Origin of the sequence: Corynebacterium sp. Marseille-P4611, from assembly GCF_916618765.1 — a bacterium.
Lineage (GTDB): Bacteria > Actinomycetota > Actinomycetes > Mycobacteriales > Mycobacteriaceae > Corynebacterium > Corynebacterium marquesiae.
The window spans coordinates 2,184,199-2,201,814 of sequence record NZ_CAKAKD010000001.1 but is presented as its reverse complement, the minus strand read 5'-3'; the positions used below and the strand labels follow the sequence as shown (position 1 = coordinate 2,201,814).

The 17,616-nt window shown below is 59.0% G+C and carries 18 protein-coding genes; 10 read left to right on the top strand and 8 right to left on the bottom strand.

Annotated features, from left to right (window positions below):
• The first annotated feature begins 157 nt into the window (after positions 1 to 157).
• Positions 158 to 1,318, top strand: a complete 1,161-nt coding sequence (locus LG376_RS10520; RefSeq protein WP_225747078.1) for a glycoside hydrolase family 25 protein — start codon at positions 158 to 160, stop codon at positions 1,316 to 1,318.
• On the opposite strand, the gene LG376_RS10515 is transcribed toward LG376_RS10520, so the two are convergent.
• The gene (locus LG376_RS10515; protein WP_225747077.1) at positions 1,299 to 2,135 is read right to left on the bottom strand and encodes a spermidine synthase; all 837 of its coding nucleotides are present in this window, start codon (positions 2,133 to 2,135) and stop codon (positions 1,299 to 1,301) included. The genes LG376_RS10520 and LG376_RS10515 overlap by 20 nt on opposite strands.
• A gap of 94 nt (positions 2,136 to 2,229) precedes the next feature.
• Between LG376_RS10515 and mnmA the strand changes: the two genes are divergently transcribed.
• Positions 2,230 to 3,315: a tRNA 2-thiouridine(34) synthase MnmA gene (mnmA, locus tag LG376_RS10510; protein WP_225747387.1), complete on the top strand. Its 1,086-nt coding sequence runs from the start codon at positions 2,230 to 2,232 to the stop codon at positions 3,313 to 3,315.
• On the opposite strand, the gene LG376_RS10505 is transcribed toward mnmA, so the two are convergent.
• Positions 3,308 to 3,628: a PH domain-containing protein gene (locus LG376_RS10505; RefSeq protein ID WP_225747386.1), complete on the bottom strand. Its 321-nt coding sequence runs from the start codon at positions 3,626 to 3,628 to the stop codon at positions 3,308 to 3,310. The genes mnmA and LG376_RS10505 overlap by 8 nt on opposite strands.
• Positions 3,629 to 3,753: 125 nt before the next feature.
• Between LG376_RS10505 and LG376_RS10500 the strand changes: the two genes are divergently transcribed.
• Entirely contained in the window at positions 3,754 to 4,668 is a 915-nt protein-coding gene (locus tag LG376_RS10500) for a methionine synthase (protein ID WP_225747076.1), read from the top strand.
• Here LG376_RS10500 and LG376_RS10495 read toward each other — a convergent pair.
• The 4 genes from LG376_RS10495 to LG376_RS10480 form a co-directional block, all read right to left on the bottom strand.
• Positions 4,665 to 5,786, bottom strand: coding sequence for an ATP-binding protein (locus LG376_RS10495; protein ID WP_225747075.1), 1,122 nt, complete (start codon positions 5,784 to 5,786; stop codon positions 4,665 to 4,667). The genes LG376_RS10500 and LG376_RS10495 overlap by 4 nt on opposite strands.
• Before the next feature lie 340 nt (positions 5,787 to 6,126).
• On the bottom strand, positions 6,127 to 7,119 hold the full coding sequence (locus LG376_RS10490; RefSeq protein ID WP_225747074.1) for a serine hydrolase: 993 nt from the start codon (positions 7,117 to 7,119) through the stop codon (positions 6,127 to 6,129).
• Between the two features lie 28 nt (positions 7,120 to 7,147).
• Entirely contained in the window at positions 7,148 to 7,615 is a 468-nt protein-coding gene (locus LG376_RS10485; protein ID WP_225747073.1) for an ArsR family transcriptional regulator, read from the bottom strand.
• Positions 7,616 to 7,655: 40 nt separating this feature from the next.
• Entirely contained in the window at positions 7,656 to 8,327 is a 672-nt protein-coding gene (locus tag LG376_RS10480) for a 3'-5' exonuclease (RefSeq protein ID WP_225747072.1), read from the bottom strand.
• Positions 8,328 to 8,372: 45 nt separating this feature from the next.
• Here LG376_RS10480 and ligA point away from each other — a divergent pair, with 45 nt between their 5' ends.
• A complete protein-coding gene (ligA, locus tag LG376_RS10475) occupies positions 8,373 to 10,442 on the top strand; it encodes an NAD-dependent DNA ligase LigA (RefSeq protein ID WP_370633387.1) in 2,070 nt (689 codons plus the stop codon).
• A 10-nt stretch (positions 10,443 to 10,452) separates the two neighbouring features.
• Here ligA and LG376_RS10470 read toward each other — a convergent pair whose 3' ends face one another.
• Positions 10,453 to 11,112 (bottom strand): amino acid-binding ACT domain protein, encoded by a 660-nt coding sequence (locus tag LG376_RS10470; protein WP_225747070.1) that lies wholly within the window; start codon positions 11,110 to 11,112, stop codon positions 10,453 to 10,455.
• 204 nt (positions 11,113 to 11,316) lie between these two features.
• Here LG376_RS10470 and gatC point away from each other — a divergent pair, with 204 nt between their 5' ends.
• The 3 genes from gatC (at position 11,317) to LG376_RS10455 (ending at position 13,682) form a co-directional block, all read left to right on the top strand.
• The gene (gatC, locus tag LG376_RS10465) at positions 11,317 to 11,613 is read left to right on the top strand and encodes an Asp-tRNA(Asn)/Glu-tRNA(Gln) amidotransferase subunit GatC (RefSeq protein ID WP_005327681.1); all 297 of its coding nucleotides are present in this window, start codon (positions 11,317 to 11,319) and stop codon (positions 11,611 to 11,613) included.
• Complete coding sequence (gene gatA / locus LG376_RS10460) at positions 11,614 to 13,101, top strand: Asp-tRNA(Asn)/Glu-tRNA(Gln) amidotransferase subunit GatA (RefSeq protein ID WP_225747069.1); 1,488 nt, start codon at positions 11,614 to 11,616, stop codon at positions 13,099 to 13,101.
• A gap of 86 nt (positions 13,102 to 13,187) precedes the next feature.
• A complete protein-coding gene (locus tag LG376_RS10455) occupies positions 13,188 to 13,682 on the top strand; it encodes an META domain-containing protein (protein WP_225747068.1) in 495 nt (164 codons plus the stop codon).
• A gap of 73 nt (positions 13,683 to 13,755) precedes the next feature.
• On the opposite strand, the gene LG376_RS10450 is transcribed toward LG376_RS10455, so the two are convergent.
• Positions 13,756 to 14,079: a hypothetical protein gene (locus tag LG376_RS10450; protein WP_005323344.1), complete on the bottom strand. Its 324-nt coding sequence runs from the start codon at positions 14,077 to 14,079 to the stop codon at positions 13,756 to 13,758.
• Between the two features lie 47 nt (positions 14,080 to 14,126).
• On the opposite strand from LG376_RS10450, the gene LG376_RS10445 reads away from it, so the two are divergent.
• From LG376_RS10445 to LG376_RS10435, 3 genes are all read left to right on the top strand, one after another.
• The gene (locus tag LG376_RS10445) at positions 14,127 to 15,503 is read left to right on the top strand and encodes a DHA2 family efflux MFS transporter permease subunit (protein ID WP_225747067.1); all 1,377 of its coding nucleotides are present in this window, start codon (positions 14,127 to 14,129) and stop codon (positions 15,501 to 15,503) included.
• A 24-nt stretch (positions 15,504 to 15,527) separates the two neighbouring features.
• Complete coding sequence (locus tag LG376_RS10440; RefSeq protein WP_225747066.1) at positions 15,528 to 16,559, top strand: ATP-dependent 6-phosphofructokinase; 1,032 nt, start codon at positions 15,528 to 15,530, stop codon at positions 16,557 to 16,559.
• A gap of 63 nt (positions 16,560 to 16,622) precedes the next feature.
• Entirely contained in the window at positions 16,623 to 17,606 is a 984-nt protein-coding gene (locus LG376_RS10435; protein ID WP_225747065.1) for a bile acid:sodium symporter family protein, read from the top strand.
• Positions 17,607 to 17,616: the final 10 nt, after the last annotated feature.

Below are 17,616 nucleotides of genomic sequence, written 5' to 3'. Positions count from 1 at the left end.
TTTAAGGCGTACCCTGCCCCTTTGCAAGGGGTATGGACAAAAATGTGTTCTAAAGGGATGTATTCCAAGAGGGGGAGAAATGGAAGTAAAGAAAATTATTTCAAGTGGCGCGTGTTAATGATGTGACAGGAGTGAAGGCGTTGCTAGACTCACACGCATGACTTCAAAGAAGGCACTCCGAAAGAGCATTACTGCGGTAGTTACCGTGGCTGCACTAGCTGTAAGTGGTACTGCCATTGCCCAGGCGGTGAGCTTTGGTGCACCTAAGGGCATTGACGTGGCGGCGCACCAGCATCCGGGCGGCACGCCCATCGATTGGTCTAAAGTGCGTTCCGACGGACAGTCCTTTGCATTTGTGAAGGCTACCGAAGGCGGGGATTGGGTAAACCCCCACTACGTACAGGATATTCAGGCGGCTAATGCTGCTGGACTCAAGACCGGTGCATACCACTACGCACGTCCGGCTGGCGACGCCAAGACTCAAGCGGCCAACTTTGCCGCGCAGATCGCCCTTGCCCCGAATCAGACATTGCCTCCTGCACTTGATATCGAGGTGACGGAAGGGAAGTCTGCGGCACAGCTGGAGCAGTGGATTGAAGAATTTACTAGCGAGCTCAAGCGTCTTACTGGACGCACGCCAATGATTTACACCTACAAGTACTTCTGGATGGGGCAGATGAATAACTCCCAGAAGTTCTCGGATATGCCACTGTGGCTCGCGGCCTATCAGGACCAGGCGCCTGAAGCGGTGGGCGGATGGAACGAGCTATCTTTCTGGCAGCGTTCTGGTTCTGGCAAGGTAGCAGGCATTTCTACCGATGTCGACATGAACCTGTTTAATGGTTCCAAGCAGCAGCTGCAGTCTTTCAGCGACGGCAATTACGTTGACATCGGCGGCGCGCTAGAGCAGCTGGTTGTGAGCGATGGGCTTGACTTGAGCTCCGATAGTACGCCGCTCATCGGCGCTATTTTGGCCCTGGCGGCGGGGCTGATTGCGATTCCGCAGCTTGCCGACGCCGCCGAAAAGTCCGGCCTCGATCCCGAAGCAGCGGAGGGCTTGGCTGCCTTCGTAAAGACCCTGCAAGACAAGGATGCCCTTCCAGTGGAGGACCTGGGTGATATGGCCAAGGGCAACTTCTCCGTCAGTGACCTAGCTATCCTACTGGACAATGCCGGTCACGTGAACAACGTTAAGTCAGGCAACGTCTCCGAGTCGGAGGTATCGGAAGCTAAGAATGCCGCCAAGAACGCCGGCGCTGACGTACCCGATTTTGATGCGGGTCAGGTGGCTACGCTGCTTAATCGCGTACTGCAGTAGCACCGGTGAAAAACGCGCGGGTCCAGGCCTCGTCTTTGTAATGGGCGGGCACGGCCCCGCCAAGGAGTGCCTTTGCCAGCTGAGTGGCTTCGACGGAGCCCTCGGCTGGCATTTCTGTATCTGAGGCTACCAGGATGATGTTCCCGTAGCGCCGGCCCTTGAGCATCGGTGGGTCCGCGATGACGGCGAGGTGGTCAAAAACTCGATCGAGGCCCGCCAGCTCGCTCTTTGCCAGCTGTAGATCGGAATGGTCGCCGCAGTTGGCTACGTAGAGGCCACCCGGCGCCAGCGACTGCTTTGCAGCCTGAAAGAACTCCACGGTGGTGAGGTTGGCTGGTGTCTTGTCGCCAGCAAAGACATCGCGGATGATGATGTCGCGGCTGGACGGCAGGAACCCCTCAGTTTCTTGGCGGGCCTCGCCGGCACGGATTTTGACGGTGGGGGAACGGGGGACGTCGAAAAGCGTACGCACCAACTCGCCCAACTTGGCGTCGAGTTCGACCACCGTGTGGCGGCTGCCCGGAAGCTTGCTGGCAAAATAGCGCGGAAGGGAGCATCCCGCGCCGCCTAGGTGGGTCACGCGGAGCTTATTCGCGGGCCGAGTATTGAGGTGCTCAACCGCCGCCGCAATCCAGCGCATGTACTCAAACTCCAGCTCTTCTGGCTCGCCGAGCACAATATGGCTGCTTGGCACGCCATTAACGTTGAGAATATAGGCACCGTCGCGAAACTCATCCGGCACCACTTCGGCCGTGCCGGTAGAAATGTTGTAGGTGCCGGTGATTCCCGGGTCGGTGGAAGCTCGCTTTCTGCCCATGTCACCCAAGCTTAGGGAATGGATTCGATTTAAGCCGCGTTGGGGCTAGGGAGTAGACTTTCGGGCCTGTAGTCAAGGTGAAATGGGGAGCACAATGCGAGTATTGGTTGCCATGTCCGGCGGCGTGGACTCATCGGTTGCCGCCGCCCGCGCAGTAGAAGCCGGCCACGAGGTGATTGGCGTTCACCTCGCGCTGCACAAAGACGCGCAGCAGACCAGGGAAAAGGCACGTGGTTGCTGCTCGTTGGAGGATTCGGCCGACGCCCGTCGCATCTGCGATAAGCTGGACATTCCATTTTATGTGTGGGACTTTTCGGAAGAATTCAGAGAAGAGGTCATCACGGACTTCGTGGATTCCTACGCCCGCGGCGAGACGCCGAATCCCTGCCTTCGCTGCAACGAGAAGATTAAGTTCCGAGCGCTGCTGCAAAAGGGCATGGCGCTTGGCTTCGATGCGGTTGCGACGGGCCACTATGCCACTATCGACGAAGACGGCTATATGCGCCGCTCCTTGGACGAGAATAAGGACCAGTCTTATGTGCTCGGCGTGATTTCGGCCGAGGAGTTGGAGCACTGCTTTTTCCCCATCGGCGATACGCCTAAGCCGCAAATCCGCGAAGAGGCTGCTGCGCACGGATTTTCCACCGCGAAAAAGCCGGATTCCTATGACATTTGCTTCATTCCCGACGGCAATACACAGGCGTTTCTGGGCGCCCGTATTGGATTGCGCCCCGGCATGATCGTGGATCAAGAGGGCACGGAGCTCAAGGAGCACGATGGCGCGTGGAACTACACCATCGGCCAGCGCAAGGGCCTGGACATCAAGGCGCCGGCTGCCGACGGCCGCCCCCGCTACGTCACCGATATTGATGCTGCTACCGGCACGGTTACCGTCGGCGCCCGCGAGGACTTGGCCGTAACCTCGATTCAGGCCGATCGCCTGAAGTACCTCCACCCAGGCATGGATGGGGATTTCGAGTGCGAGGTTCAGGTGCGCGCACACGGCTCCGTGGTGCCATGTACCGCCCACGTTGACCGCGAGACGGACGAAATGCACCTCGAACTCAAGGAGCCGCTATCTGGTGTCGCCCGCGGCCAAGCGGCGGTGCTGTACTTGCCGTCGCCGGATGAGCTGGGAGACATCGTCATCGGCTCCGGCACCATCTGTGGAACTAATTAAGCACGCAGTTGGCAATGAGCCGATCTAGCGCTCGGACATCGATATTGGGGCCAATGTTGATTTTGAATTCGCCAGCCCTAGTCCACAGCTGCAGCTCCGCATTGAAGTCAAGGAGTTTTCCCGCGTTTTCCGTAGACCACATATTGATGGAGGAATAGGGCAGGGAGTACATCTCTACCTTTTTGCCTGTAAGGCCTTGCGCGTCGCGGATGATGAGGCGCCTATTGGTAAATACGGCGGCGTCGCGGACTGTCTTGAAAGCGCAGACGGGATATTCCTGTTCGGCCAAAACAGTGGAAATGTCTTGGGGAATTTCGCACTCGTTGTAGAAGGTCTAGCCGGAGTATTTTTCCACGCCCATAGTAAGGTTTCTTTCGAAGTGATACGTCGCGTATCGGATAGATAATTCTGAGAAATAATACTAGTGCCGAGGTGAATATGGACGCTTTTGGCTTAGGCCCTATGCCGGGATACTCCATGAGTGAGGCGGCAGACATCGTGATGGGTGAGACGGGTGGTCTCCCGCACCTTCCGCAGTTACCGGACCGCGGGATTTATGCTGGGGCCATTGGACGCACGGCGGGCTTGTTGGAAGCAGTCTCCATTGACCGTGGACCGCGCTCGTGGGTGCTCAGAGATCGGTCGCAGCTCATCTCGCACCGGATTGTTGACCAGATGAGCCGCGACCTGGACGAGATTCAGGAGGTGTGGGGCGAGTCAGTTCCCCGTATCAAGGTCCAAGCGGTAGGCCCGTGGAGTTTGGCGGCCGCTGTGGAGCTAGGAAACGGGCACCGCGCGATTACTGATGCGGGTGCTTTCCGAGACCTGTGTGGTGCACTATTGGCCGGAATTCAGGAACACAAAGCACAGGTGGCACAGCGTTTTGGGGCAGAGGTTCTTGTGCAGCTGGACGAGCCCCTGCTTGCCGACGTCCTTTCGGGCACCCTTCCAGGCACCACCGACTTTGATACGATCTGGGCTTTTCCCGCGGACCAGGTCAATGCGACACTGGCGGAGTTTGGTGCGGACTACCTTCGGCTTCGTGAGCCATTATGGGAAGTGGCGGCGAAGACGGTGCTGCTCGATTTTGCTGGTCTAGCCTCGCCGGAGCACCTCGATGGCTTGGGGCAGTGGATTGATGGCGGCGCTCGCGTCGGATTGGGCGTGGCAGGGCAAGATGCTCGCACGGAGGCTATTTTTATTGCACAGCACTTTGACCGCATGGGCCTGTCGCGGGAGCGAATTCCAGAACAGGTTGATATCTTCCCCTGGCCGGTGGAAAAGGCCGCGCCCAGCTATTCTTTTGCCGCTGAGGTGGCGGGCATCCTCATTCGCGACGCCGGCGATCTTTAATCGACGCGTCCGCGGCTATCCGTGGTGGTGAAGTATTCGCCCATATAGGGGATGACGTAGCGCAGCTTGCCATGTGCGGTGGGCTCGATGAGGTCGGCGTCGATAAGCCGCTGGCGGGTGGCCGACAAGGAGCGCACGGTGCGGTCCATGTGGCCCGCGATGTCTGCGATGGTGGCGATGCCATCGACTTCGACTGCGGCCATCGCTTCCAGGAATTCCCGCTGCGCCGGCGGCAGGGCTAGCGTCGCAGGCTGGTGCACCTGCGCGCCCATGATTGATATTGCATCAGGGGCGATTGTGGCGACTGTCTGCTGGGAAATGCCGCTTTCTTGGTTCCGGCGACTGCGCTCCCACGCCAGTGAGCCGACTAATTGCACGAGGTAGGGGTAGCCGCGGGTGAGCGCGGCGGCGTCCGTAATCGCTTCGTGGCTAAACTCCAGCCCTGAGCCCGAGGCTGTATGTTCGAGCGCCTGCTCTGCATTGGCCGGCGACAAGGGGCCGAGCACGAATTTCTGGGCTCGGCGCAGGAAGGTTACCCCGGGCAGGTCCAGCAAGTGGTTGACCCCCTGCGGCAGGCCAGCGGCTACCAAGGCGATGTCGATTTCATCGCGTACTAAGTCTTGGTAGGCCACGGCGATGGTGGTGAGCTCTTCGACGTCGGCGTCTTGGACCTCATCGATGGTAAGGAGGATGCCGGTGCCGTTCAGCTCGGCGGAAAGCTCGCGTAGACGGGTATTCAACGTGGGGGTGAAGCGGTCTTCCTTCTGGTGGTCGAAGCCAATTGATCCCACGCCGCCGATGCCGATGCGGCTGACCTTCTTCTTATCGCTGGGTGAGAGCCGCTCGAGAAGCCTCGGAATCGTGGTGTTGACCAGTTCCTCCACCATGGTGGAGCGCCCGGAGGCGCGTAGCGTTACCCAACCGCGCGCTTCAGCAATGTCTTCCAACTCGTTGATGAGGACCGTTTTGCCGATGCCCCTAGCGCCGCTTAGCACCATGGAACGCGAGGCATTGCCTGCCGAGCCATCGAGGGCGGTGCGGAAATTATCGAGTACGATGCCGCGGCCGACCCAGAACAGGGGAGGGGCGCCGAATGTCGGGCGGAATGGGTTGTCCATGCGGCTAGTGTAACCGGTCTTGTCGGAGATTTGGGAGACTTTCGGCTCGGGGTGGAGATTTGGGAGACTTTGTAGGTTTCTTGCTGTGGAGAGAGCCTAGGCGCCAAACGATGGCACCGATATGAAGAGAGCCAGCGGCTACGAATGCGTACCACCATCCAAAATCTACTGCTCTGTACCACGGCATTGCAATGCCGACAAGAGTAATGATGGCGATCGTAAAGATTGCGTCTATAACCAGCATAGGGGCAGAAACTGGCTTCTTTAGGGTCTTCCATGCTGACCAGAGCTCGAACGCAGTGATAGCGGCAGGGATTAATGTGAGGAGCATGGTGGTTTCCTAAATCTTCTCGAAAAGTGCTTCTGCGAGGTCTTCAGTTCCCGCTGGCGAGTCATTATTTGCGAAGGCAGCGCGATTTTCCTTCGGGTCAATGATGAGCATTGTGGAGTAGCCGTAGGTGCCGCCGTTGTGCCAAAAACTCTTGCCGTCATCATTCTCTTGCCATCCATAGCTAGTGTCGCCATTTTCCATAAACCATGTAGCGAAAGCTGCCATGTCATGAGCGGTGGACCGAAGAGCTCCCGCTGCGGCGGAGCAACCTTTCATTTCCCAAGGTTCAGCTTCTCGGCCTGCGGCTGTGAGTCCGCGAGGGGCATCGTCGGGGACGGAACCTGGTGCCATGAGGTAGGTTTCCTTCATGCCGGCGGGCTTAAGGATTCTCTCGTGGAGCAACTGTTCGTATGGCGTATCGGCAGCGGTTTCTAAGGCGTGGCCGAGCAGTGCGTATCCCAAATTGGAATAGGATTCTGTGCCACGATCTGCAAGATCCGATTCGGTTGCTGAATCTACGATGTCTTGTGTGGATACACCTGCGTACGGGTTTGAACCGGTGATGCTAGAGACAGCAGAGGAGAAAGTCATGGCTTTCGCCTGCCTGGGCAATCCTGAGGTGTGATCGAGTAGCTCCCGAATTGTTACGTCGGAGACTGGTGAGTCACCGACCTCGAGGACTTCACCCATCGTGGTGTCGAGGCGAACTTTTCCCTCTTCTACTAGTTGGTGGGCAATTTCACCGGTGAACATCTTGGTTACAGAACCTATTTCTACCTCGGTGTGTTCATTGGCGCCGAGTCCGGCGAAGGTGGCCTTTCCCTGATCAAGTGTGAAGGCGGTGAGGTTGTTGAAACCAGCTTCCGGGTGTTCCCGTAGGTGCGTGGAGAGTTCTGGATCTCCAGTTGCGGTATCGGCCATCGAGATTCGCTGGGGTCCAACAATGAGTAAGAAGGCGACCGATACCACGGCTACGACGGCGGCGAGGGCTATTTTGCGCATTAGTGAGCCTCGCTTGCGGTAATGATGGTCAGGAGGGGAACCACTCGGGCAGGGCGAAGTGCGTATTTTCCGCCTGTCTTGGTGGTCCATCCGGCACTAGTAAGTGCGCTGAGGTGGTGGTAGGCCGTGCCGGTAGAGGTGACGATTTCTTCTTCGACAAGTTTGTGGCGCTGGCCGGTGCGGTAAGGAGCCGGCGCAGGATCTCGCCACGAATCGGGTGGGCCAGTGCAGCGAGGCGATCGAGGTTTTCGGACCAGTCTCCATTGGCTACTGCCCCTGTTGGCCGTTGCCATTGGTAGGAATAAGAGCTCTCGCCGATAGTGAGGTTGCCGCCAAAGATTACGGACCCTTCAGGAAGCTCTTCAGAAGGCTCGAGGGCGTCCGCAAGCCACATGGTGGGCTCGCCTGCGGAAGCTTCTACTGGGTCCGGTATGGGTTGTTCGAGCTTGGCGACGCGCTTCTCGAGGGCTAAAACTCGGGATTCTATAGATTCCATAGTTCTAGAATTCCAAAACTCTAGAACTTTGGCAACGGGTTTAAGAAATCAGCGGCCACGCCGTTGAGACATCCGAGGCATTGCGGCCCTTTCCCTCTAGGTATTTCTTAAAGGCGACACGGTCCTCGTACCACTTGACGGCCTGGAACTCCATGAGTTCGTTTTCTTCCATCTGCGCTAGGTTGGGGTAGTGCTGACGAACCTGCTTCCACGCCACGCGGGCGGCGGCGAGGGCGTCGGCAGTAGCTTCGTGGGCATTGCCAAGCTCAACGCCATAGTGCTCGCAGACGGCGCCGAGGGTGCGCTTGCCCTTGCGCCATTTATCGCTGACACGGTCAATCACGTAGGGGTCATAGACCGGGCCGGTTACCGTAAAATCTCCGGTCAGGCTGCGCAATACGGTGAGATCAAATGCTGCGTTGTAGACGATCAGCGTGAGGCCATCCTCCCAGGCGGCCTTGATTGCGTCGACCGTATCTTTTAGAACCTCCTCGTGCGGGCGACCCTCGGCGCGAGCCTTTTCCGTAGTGATTCCGTGGACATTGGTCGCTTCCTGCGGAATTTCGATTCCGGGATCGGCAAGGTGCTCTACTTTTTGCACATCGCGGCCGTCAATGCGGACTAGGGCAGAGGTAACAATGCGGGCTTCTTTAGGGTTGGCCGAGGTGGTCTCAAGGTCGAAGGCGAGCATGCGGGAGGCGTCGAAATTCATGATCCATACCTTAGTAGCTAGCCCCGACACGAGGGATAGCTACACTTGGGCAGCGTGACTAATCCAGTTGATCTGCACCGTGAATGGAATGACCTCGCGCAGGAAGTCCGCCGCCACCGCAACCTGTACTACAACGGTGAGCCGGCTATTCCCGACGCCGACTTTGATGCCCTCTTCCAGCGCCTTCTTGCGCTAGAAGAAGAGCACCCAGAGCTTGCCGTGCCCGATTCACCCACCCAGCAGGTTGGTGCTGCCCCGAGCGCCGGCGAGGATATTGAGCACCTTGAGCGCATGATGAGCCTGGACAATGTCTTTAGTGCTGGCGAGATGCAGGATTGGCTGGATAGAACTCCGGCTAAGACCTATCTCACCGAGCTGAAGATCGATGGTTTGTCTATCGACTTGGTCTATCGCGATGGGCACTTGACTACCGCTGCTACTCGTGGCGACGGCACGGTGGGCGAGGAAATCACTGCTAATGCTCGTGTTATCGAGGATATTCCGCACGAGTTGACTGGTACTGCTGAATATCCGGTCCCAGAGCTTATTGAGATTCGCGGTGAGGTATACATGCGCCCCGGGGACTTCGCGGAGATCAACGAGGAGCGCGCAGCTGACGGTAAAGCAAAATTTGCTAACCCGCGCAACGCCGCGGCAGGTGGACTGCGTATGAAGGATCCCGCCGAAGTGAAAAAACGCCGCCTGAAAATGGTGTGCCACGGCTTGGGTGCGCGCGAGGGATTTTCACCGACCTCACAGCACGATGCCTATAAAGCGATTGCGGCGTGGGGCCTGCCCGTGTCCCCGTATACCAAGCAGGTGCACTCGGCCAAGGAAGTCCAAGACGAAGTCGCGTATTGGGCGGAGCATCGCCACGATGCCATTTTTGAGATAGACGGACTGGTGGTCAAGGTCGATGACTTGGCTTCGCAGCGAGCGCTCGGTGCGACTTCCCGCGCGCCGCGCTGGGCCATTGCCTATAAGTATCCGCCGGAGGAAGTGACCACGAAGCTCAAGAACATTGAGGTGGGAGTAGGCCGTACCGGGCGAGTAACCCCGTACGCAGTGATGGAGCCAGTCTTCGTTTCCGGATCTACGGTGGAAATGGCTACCCTGCACAACCAATCCGAGGTCAAGCGCAAGGGTGTGCTCATTGGGGATACCGTCATTATTCGCAAGGCGGGCGAAATTATTCCGGAGGTCCTTGGGCCGGTGCGCGAGCAGCGCGATGGTAGCGAGCATGAGTGGACCTTCCCAGAGAACTGTCCTGCGTGCGGCACGAAACTGGCCCCACAGAAGGACGGCGATGCCGATTGGCGTTGCCCCAATACGCAGTCCTGCCCAGCGCAGCTCTCGGCACGATTGGAGTATCTGGCTTCCCGCAAGGCGCTGGATATTGAGGCCTTGGGCGAGAAGGGTGCGATGGATCTGATCGACAACGGCATTCTCGTCGATGAATCGGAGCTTTTTGAGCTCACTGCGGAAAAGCTTTTGTCCTCAGATGTCTATACCGCAAAGAAGGACACCAAAGACAAGCGCTCTAAGAGGGAGGGCAACGTCAAGGTCAACACGGCAGGCCAGAACTTGCTAAACAACTTGGAGGAGGTCAAGGGTCGCGACTTTTGGCGCGTCTTGGTCTCGCTGTCTATACGTCACGTGGGCCCGATTGCGGCTCGGGCGCTTGCTTCCCGCTATGGATCCATGGACAAGCTGCGCGCCGCAAAGACAGACGAGCTTGCTGAGGTCGATGGCGTGGGCATGACCATCGCGCAATCCTTCCACGATTGGTTCGAGGTGGATTGGCATCGCGCGATTGTGGACAAATGGGCTGCTGCGGGCGTGGCCATGGAGGTAGCGGCCGAGGATCACAAGGAGCAGACCCTCGAGGGCCTTACCATTGTGGTTACCGGCAGCTTGGAGAACTTCACCAGGGATTCCGCGAAAGAGGCTATTGTCTCTCGCGGCGGCAAGGCCACCGGTTCGGTGTCGAAGAAAACCTCGTACCTCGTTGCCGGCGAAAAGGCTGGCTCGAAGGAGGATAAGGCTCGCGAACTGGACATCCCGATTCTCAACGAGTCGCAATTCCAGCAGCTACTAGAAACCGGTGAAGTCTAATTCGCTTCAGTTACTTCAGGAAGCTGCCCAAGATAGTGCCGATGTGGCCCAAGTGCTCCACCTCGGAGGCGAGGTAATCAGGGCCACCGGTGCGGCCCATGGCGATAACTAGGCCGGTATCGCCCAATGGGGCAGCGGCCAAGGCGGAATCGAGAAGCGACCAACTTTCCGGAATCCATGCATCGCGCTCGGGGCTGAGCACGCGCGCGCTTTCAACCTCGATATCGTGCGGCACGGTTCCATCATCTTCGGGGGCGGCGTTGGAGGAGGCAACTCGGTGGATGGGCTCGTTATTGTCGATGACGATTGCCCATGTCGAGGTCAACGCCCTTGGGATCGCAGCAACTACTTCTTCCATGGCCGCAGTGACATTGGTGGCATGAGCTACGCGCGCGAGCAGCTCAATCTGGCCGCGGCGGTCTACTCGGCCGCTAAACGGGCGGATGGAGTCAATTTCCACGCCGTCCACGGAAGAGGCGGCGGTGATAAGGACATCGGCCATGGCGCCTTGGGGCAGTTCAATGACGATGTCATCCATGACCGTTCCGTCGGGGAAGTTTTCTACGATGTCGACTGACTGGATATTGCCGTCGACGAGTCCAAAGGCGTCGGCAAGCTGGCCCAAGCTGCCAGGGGAATCGGGGAGCAGTACACGGATCAAAAAGGACATGGTCTCGCACGCTTTCGGTTGTTTGTAGTCCCGAACATGATACGTGCGTCACAATGGCGGCTTCAAGCAACGCAAATTTGGGGTGACGCGGCAGCCGTCGCGGTAGGTGCAGTACCATGGGTCGTTAGCAATTCACATAGTACATGCTTAGTGTGAATATTTTTCACGGGCATGTCGATTATGCAGATAAAGGATGGAGTTCGCGTGTCTGAGATTTCGCGTGATGAGGTAGCCCACCTCGCCAAGCTTTCCCGCCTGGCCCTCAGCGAGGAAGAGCTAGCCCAGTTTGCAACGCAGATTGATGAAATTGTTGATTCCGTTTCCGCGGTAGGAAACGTGGATACCGAGGGTGTGGAGCCGATGAGTCACCCGCACTCCGTGGACGCCCCGATGCGCGAGGACGTTATTGTGCGCACCCTTACTGCAGAACAGGCCTTGGACCAGGCGCCGGCCGTAGAAGATGAGCGCTTCGTCGTGCCACAGATTTTGGGAGGAGAATAAATGTCTAACCTGACCGTTCCTGCGGAGGGCTTGACCTCCCTGACCGCCGCCGAGCTGGCGGAAAAGATTCATTCCCGTGAAATTACCTCCCGCGAGGTCACCCAGGCCTTCCTGGATCGCATTGCAGAGACCAATGAGGAACTTAACTCCTTCCTGCACGTGGGTGCGGAAGAAGCCCTCGCGGCTGCCGACGCCGTGGATAAGGCCCTCGATGCCGGCGAAGAGCCTGCTTCCGGGCTGGCTGGCGTGCCGCTGGCGCTGAAGGATTTGCTCGTTACCACCGATGCGCCGACCACCGCGGCGTCCAAGATGCTGGAAGGCTACGTTTCTCCGTATGACGCCACCGTGACCAAGCGTCTGCGCGAGGCCGGCATTCCCATCCTGGGCAAGACCAACCTGGATGAGTTTGCCATGGGTTCTTCCAATGAGAACTCTGCCTTTGGCCCAGCTCATAACCCTTACGACACCGAGCGCACCCCGGGCGGCTCGGGCGGCGGTACCGCCGCTGCACTTGCTTCCGGCCAGGCGCCGCTTGGCATCGGTACCGATACCGGCGGCTCTATCCGCCAGCCAGCCGCGCTGACCAATACTGTGGGTGTTAAGCCAACCTACGGCACCGTGTCCCGCTACGGCCTTATTGCTGCTGCATCTTCCCTGGATCAGGCCGGCCCCTGTGGCCGCACCGTCCTGGATACCGCGCTGCTACACGAGGTCATCGCCGGCCACGATGCCTTCGATGCGACCTCCGTGGATAAGCCGGTAGCACCGGTTGTCGCCGCCGCCCGCGAAGGTGCCAAGGGCGACCTCTCTGGTGTCAAGGTGGGCCTCATCAAGCAGTTTGAGCGCGATGGCTGGCAGGAAGGCGTGATGGAGAATTACCACGCCGCCGTCGATCAGCTGCGCGAGCAGGGTGCCGAAATTGTTGAGGTTGATTGCCCGCACTTCGATGACGCACTGGCGGCGTACTACCTGATCATGCCGTGTGAGGTTTCGTCCAACTTGGCACGTTTCGATGGCATGCGTTATGGCCTTCGTGCGGGCGATGACGGCTCCCACTCTGCGGAGCAGGTCATGTCCCAGTCTCGTGCGGAGGGCTTTGGTCCCGAGGTAAAGCGCCGCATCATGCTGGGCACCTATGCGCTGTCCGTGGGCTACTATGACGCCTACTACCTGCAGGCGCAGCGCGTGCGTACCCTTATTGCGCAGGACTTTGCCCGTGCCTTCGAGCAGGTTGACGTGCTCGTTTCCCCGACCACCCCGACTACCGCCTTCAAGTTGGGGGAGAAGGCCGAGGATCCCATGGCAATGTACAACTTTGACCTGTGCACCCTGCCGCTGAACCTGGCCGGCCTGTGCGGCATGTCCGTGCCCTCCGGTATGGCGAGCGATACTAACCTGCCGACTGGCCTGCAGATCATGGCGCCGGCCTTCGAGGACGACCGCCTCTACAAGGTGGGCGCTGCCTATGAGGCTGGCCGCGATAAGTAAATCGCCGCCTGTGGAGTCCCTGACGATTCCATAAGGGTTTGTTTGCCCCCGTTGAATTTATATCCGGCGGGGGTAAATTATTGGGTATGCATTTCAAAAAGACCGCACTACTTTCGCTGTCCGCCGCTGCGCTGATGGGCGTTGGAGCTGCCAACGCTGCGCAGGTCCCCGACATCGATCCGGGGTTTAGCATGACAGCGCCGACTCAGTCTGACCTGATTTCTCAGCTGCCGGAGGGCGCGGAGAAGCTGGAGCCTCACATTGAAGGCCAGACCATCACCGGCGAGCTCCACTCCGTGAAGGAAGATGGCAAGCTGAGCGTCTCCTTTGCTAAGGACCGCACCTTGGCGGTCAATGATGGCTGCAATACCTACACCACCACCTACGAGGTGGCCAAGGATGGCACCATCAGCGTGGGCGAGTTCAATTCCACCCGCGCGGCCTGCGACGAGCATACGCAGCAGCTTTCCGACGCCCTCCGTGGCCTCCTCGAATCCAACCCCTCCTTCTATAACCTCCCCGGCGGCACCGTTGCCTTGGGTAGCGAGAATGCTGCGGTTGAGTTCACGGTGGCCAAGTAGAAAATAGCGACACGCAGGATAAAAGTATGCGCACCATGTCTAGGGACGTGGTGCGCATTTGTGTGGGTGGGGACTATTTGGCGTCGGAAAGCGCATAAGCCGCGCCCGCCGAAGCCGCGGTGACGCTGAGTACTGCCGGCCACGCTCCGATCTTCTTGGCCAGCGGGTGGGAGGCGCCGAATGCACCCACGTAGAGCGCGCACAGGCCAGCGGTGGTAGCCGGGGTGGTTTTCTTGGCCCAAGAGCGACCCGCCCATACACCGGCAGCGGCGAGGATCACGCCACCCAGCGGGCGAATGCCGGTCTCGCGGGCCGTGACCCAGCCACCGATGAGGCCGAGGGTGACAGTGGTGGCGGTAGAAACGTCTTGGGGCTTTTTAATATCGATCATGGACATGCAGCCAGTCTAGGCCGACATTTCTCGGCCCGCTAGACTCTAAGGCCATGACTGTGGAGACGCATCTGCCGCCCGAGCGCCAAGCATGGCGCGCCATGTTTGCACTGTCCCTCGGATTCTTTGTATCTCTGCTGGACCAATCCATGGTGGCGGTGGCGCTGCCTGACCTGCAACGCGAGCTGAACGCAGGGGTAAACCACACCATGTGGGTATCCGCGGCCTATTTGTTGGCTGTGGTGGTGCCGCTGCTCTTTACCGGCCGCTTGGGCGATGTTTTAGGCCAGCGCCGGATGTTTTGTCTGGGTGTGGGCATTTTCGGGCTGGGTGCAGTGGCGTGTGCCGTGGCTCCCACAGTGGAAGTGCTCATTGCGGCGCGTACCGTGCAAGGCGTGGGTGCGTCCCTCCAGATGCCACAGACCATGTCCGTTATCAATCGCATCTTTGCGCGTGAGCGCCGTGGGCGCGCACTGGGTGTGTGGGGTGTGATCGGCTCGGTAGCGGCACTTGCCGGTCCACTCGCCGGTGGTTTTCTGGTCGGGCACTTTGGGTGGCAGGCCGCCTTTTGGGTACACGTTCCCTTCGTGGTGCTAGCCATTGTCTTCGCGCTGCTGTGGGTGCCTGAGCTACCCACGACCGCGCAGTCTATCGATGCGCCCTCGGCCATCGTGTCGCTCATCGCCTTGGCGGCGATCGTCTTTGGTATTCAGCAGGGCCCGGTGCTTGGCTGGGGATGGACCATTTGGCTGATCCTGCTCGCCGGAGTTGCCGCTATCATCTGGTTTATTCGATTGCAGGCAACTGCCCAGGCCCGCGGGTCGAATCCGCTGGTGCCGCTGGCACTATTTCGTGACCGAAACTACCTGGCGGGCTCGGTAGGTATCATCGCAATGGGATTTATGGCTGCTGCGGTGATGCTCCCCATCATGCTGTGGCTGCAGACCATGCAGGGAGTGCCTGCAGGCGAAGCCGGCATCATCGTGGCTCCCATGGCGCTGGTGTCTCTCCTGATATCTCCGCTGGCTGGAATCATGGCGGATCACGTCAATCCGCGGATTCTTGGGGTAGTGGGATTTTCTATCCTTATATTCTCGCTCCTTGCGGCATGGTGGGTCATGCAGGTCGACGCCCTTCCGTGGGTACTCGGGCTGCCTATCGCCGGCCTCGGGGTGGGACAGTCGTTCATTTGGGGTTCCAACGCAGCCACCACCTTGCGCGATATCTCGCCGGAGCTCATGGGCGCTGCCTCCGGTGTGTACAACACCTCCCGCCAGGTGGGTTCCGTGGTGGGAGTTGCCCTAGTTTCCGCAGTTATGCAAACAGGTAGCCCAGAGACAGCAATTATTAATTCGCTGCTCGTCATCGTGGCTGCGCTGGTGGTGGGCCTGGTTTCTGCCCTAGGTTTTAGGGACACTCTGCAGGCCTAAAAATCGCGCGCTAGATTGGTAGATATGCGTCTAGGTGTTTTAACGTCCGGCGGCGATTGCCCCGGCCTCAATGCTGTAATCCGTGCGGTAGTGCGTACCGCATCCAATGAATTTGGAGATACCGTTGTAGGTTATGAAGACGGCTGGGTGGGCCTGATGGAAGACCGCCGGCGTGATCTTTATGACGATGCGGAAATCGATCGTATTCTGTTGCGCGGCGGCACCATCCTGGGCACCGGCCGCCTGCATCCGGATAAGTTCAAGGCCGGCCTTGACCAGATTAAGTCCAACATGGCGGATGCCGGGGTGGATGCCCTTGTCGCCATCGGTGGTGAAGGTACCCTCAAGGGCGCAAAGTGGCTTTCTGATAACGGCGTGCCGGTAGTGGGCGTGCCGAAGACCATTGATAATGACGTTAACGCCACCGACTACACCTTTGGTTTCGATACCGCCGTTTCTGTGGCCACCGATGCTATCGACCGTCTGCACACCACCGCAGAGTCCCATAACCGCATCCTGATCGTGGAGGTTATGGGCCGCCACGTGGGATGGATTGCCCTGCACGCGGGCATGGCCGGCGGCGCGCACTACACCGTGGTACCGGAGGAGCCCTTCGATATTGCGGAGATTACGAAGGCGATGGAACGCCGCTTCCAGATGGGTGAAAAGTACGGCATTATTTGCGTGGCAGAAGGTGCCCTGCCGAAGGAAGGAACGATGGACTTCGAGGCCGGTGGCGTCGATCAGTTCGGTCACCAGACCTTTAATGGCATCGGCCAGGTAATCGGCGATGAAATCAAGGCACGCACCGGGTATGACGTACGTACGACCGTGCTGGGGCATATCCAGCGCGGCGGCACGCCGACGGCATATGACCGCGTCCTTGCAACTCGATACGGTGTACATGCAGCCCGTGCTATTCACGAGGGCAAATCCGGCATGTGTGTTGCCCTCCATGGCGAGAATATTGACCTCGTCCCGTTGGAAGATGCCGTGGGCACGCTGAAGACGGTACCGGAATCGCGTTACCGCAACGCACAGGCGCTCTTTGGCTAGAGGCATTCCGCCTTCCGAATATTAAGATACGCTCCCACTGGGTGGGAGCGTATTCTTTTGTCCATGAGTATCGATAGCATGACAGATAATCGGGGAGAGGCGCCCGCTGCGCCCTCCGCAGCACAAGACCGTCAAGCGCTCATTGCAGCGCTAGGCTTTCCCGTGCTCGTGATTACCGGTGGCGTGGTGGGATACCTCGCGCCAGAAACCGCAGCTTCCTTCGCTCCGCAGGTCACCCCGCTGCTGGGGATTGTCATGTTCGGTATGGGCCTAACCCTCAAGCCGGTGGATTTTGCCTTGGTGGCACGCCGTCCGCTGCCCGTTTTCATTGGAGTGGTAGCGCAGTTCGTTATCATGCCGCTGGTGGCGCTGCTGGTAGTCGCGGTGATGGATCTTCCCGATGCTGTAGCTGCCGGCGTTATCCTTGTAGGATGCGCGCCCGGCGGTACGAGTTCCAATGTGGTGTCTTATCTTGCGCACGGTGATGTGGCTCTGTCGGTAACCATGACGTCCATTTCCACCCTGTTGGCGCCGGTCCTTACCCCATTGTTGACCTTGTGGCTGGCAGGGGAGTACATGCCGGTCTCCGCCTCTGCCATGGCGTGGTCCATTGTGAAGGTCGTGCTCATTCCGGTAGTCGCCGGTATTTTCATCGGCATGCTGGTTCCGCGCGTGGTGGCAAAGATTAACGCGGCATTGCCGTGGATCTCGGTTGCGGCCATTTCGGCCATTGTGTGCATCGTGGTCGGCGGCGCGCACGACACCATCGCTACGGCGGGTGCGCTGGTCTTTGCGGCCGTAGTTGCCCATAATGCCTGTGGCTATCTGCTGGGCTACATTGCAGGAGCGGTCACCAAGCAGCCGATCGCCGCGCGGCGCACCATGGCCGTCGAGGTGGGCATGCAAAACTCCGGCTTGGCCACCTCCCTGGCATCGACCTATATGAACCCATTGGCCGCCCTGCCAGGTGCCGTCTTTTCAGTGTGGCACAACCTCTCTGGTGCGGTGCTTGCAGCCATCTGCCGCTATTCGGATTCCCGGAAGTAGGGCGGAAGAA